The sequence below is a fragment of the Nakamurella sp. genome (assembly GCF_048594475.1).
Taxonomy (GTDB): domain Bacteria; phylum Actinomycetota; class Actinomycetes; order Mycobacteriales; family Nakamurellaceae; genus Nakamurella.
Genome location: NZ_JBMDXT010000230.1, coordinates 1 through 1,667, shown reverse-complemented (window position 1 = coordinate 1,667; position 1,667 = coordinate 1). Strand labels below are relative to the sequence as shown.

Below are 1,667 nucleotides of genomic sequence, written 5' to 3'. Positions count from 1 at the left end.
GGGCTCCGGGGCGGTCGGCCCCGGCTCCGGCGCGGTCGGCCCCGGAGGGACGGGAGCCGCGGCCCGGCCGGCCCCACCGGCCGAGCCGCCGATCGGCGGGAGCTGGGGCGTGACCGCGACGGCGGCCAGCACCGAGCGGCGCAGCGAGGCCGGCGGCGCCTCGGCGGCGACGGCGGCCAGCCGCACCACCGTCTCCCGGAAGCCGGCCAGTTCCTCGCGGCACGGGTCACAACCGTCGACGTGGGCCTCGGCGGCGGCCAACTCGTCCGGCGGCAGCGCCCCGAGAGCCAGCGCCCCGGTGTCCAGGTGCATGTCCGGAGCGGTCACGAGGTCACCCCCAGGCAGTCACGGAGCCGGATCAGGCCGTCGCGCAGCCTGGTCTTGATGGTCGGCAGAGGTGCGGTGAGCAGTTCGGCCACCTCGCGGTAGGTGTAACCGCTGAAGTACGCCAGGGTGATCGACTCGCGCTGCAGCTCGGTGAGCGTACCCAGGCAGCGCTGCACCGCCCGCCGCTCGAAGCCGGATTCGACCGCCTCGACGACCGTGTCCACGTCCCGCTCGGTCGACGCGTGGGCGACCCGGAGCTCGCGATCGGTGGCCGCCTGGGCCGACCGCACCCGGTCGACCGCCCGGGCATGGGTGAGCGTCATGATCCAGGAGGTCGCCGACCCCTTGGTCCGGTCGTAGCGGCTGGCCCGCCGCCAGATCTCCAGGAACACCTCCTGGGCGACCTCCTCGGCCTGGCTCGGATCCCGCACGACCCGGCGGGCCAGGCCGAACACCCGCGCCGCGAAGGCGTCGTAGAGCTGCTCGAAGGCGTCCTCCCGACCCATCGCGGTGAGCCGCAGCAGTTCCTCGGGGGTGCGCCCCGGGTCGGGTGGGTCGCCGGGCACGGCGGCCAGCGGCCGGCCCGCGCGGGCGGATGGGGATTCAGGCATCGGCGGTCCCTTGTGCGGGGGTTTTCATCGTCCACCGGTCATTCGGCGGGCATGTCCGGCCGGATGGGTCCGGCCCACCGGTTGCATCGAGTGATCGTACGTCTGCGATGCGTGAACACGAGGTTCTTACGACCCGGTGACGGGCCGGGGACCGGCCGGGCCGCCCGCGCCCGGTGGGCGGACCATGGTGAGGTGGCCGTCTCCAACGAAGTCCCGGCCGGCCGGACCACCCCGGCCGGCGCGCCGACCGATCCGCCGACCGCCGGCTGGCGGCCCGGCCTCGCGCTGTCCGGTCTGGTCGGCATCGTCGCGCTCGGCCTGACGCTGGGGGTGGCCGAACTGCTGTCGGCCGCCGGCCAGCTGCTGGGCTGGCTGGGGCCGGCGTCGTCCCCGCTGGGTGCGCTCGGCCAGACCTTCATCGCCCTCACCCCGGAGTGGCTCAAGCAGTTCGCGATCAGCACGTTCGGCACCAACGACAAGGCCGCCCTGCTGGTCGGCATGGGCCTGACGATGCTGGTCGCCGGCGCCGCCGTCGGGATCGTCGCCCGGGACCGGCCGCGGGTCGCCGTCGGGCTGGCCGGGGTGCTGGTGGTGGTGACCGCGGCGGCGATCCTGACCCGGACCGATTCCTCTCCGCTGGACCTGTTGCCGCTGCTGGCCGGCGCGGTGGCCGGGTTGTGGTTCCTGGTCGCCGTGTTCCGCCGGCAGCTCGTTCCCGCTCCGGCCGCC

2 protein-coding genes and 1 pseudogene are annotated in these 1,667 nt (G+C 75.2%); 1 reads left to right on the top strand and 2 read right to left on the bottom strand.

Annotated elements, in window-relative coordinates:
- Both ACOJUF_RS10880 and sigK read right to left on the bottom strand, forming a co-directional pair.
- On the bottom strand, nt 1–327 hold a 327-nt coding region (locus ACOJUF_RS10880; RefSeq protein ID WP_420121870.1), incomplete at its 3' end, for an anti-sigma factor family protein.
- Nucleotides 324–938 carry an ECF RNA polymerase sigma factor SigK gene (gene sigK / locus ACOJUF_RS10875; RefSeq protein WP_420121869.1) on the bottom strand — a complete coding sequence of 205 codons (615 nt, stop codon included), beginning with the start codon at nt 936–938 and terminating at the stop codon, nt 324–326. The genes sigK and ACOJUF_RS10880, both read right to left, overlap by 4 nt.
- A 192-nt stretch (nt 939–1,130) precedes the next feature.
- Here sigK and ACOJUF_RS10870 point away from each other — a divergent pair.
- A pseudogene (locus ACOJUF_RS10870) lies at nt 1,131–1,667 on the top strand (molybdopterin-binding oxidoreductase); the annotation flags it as partial.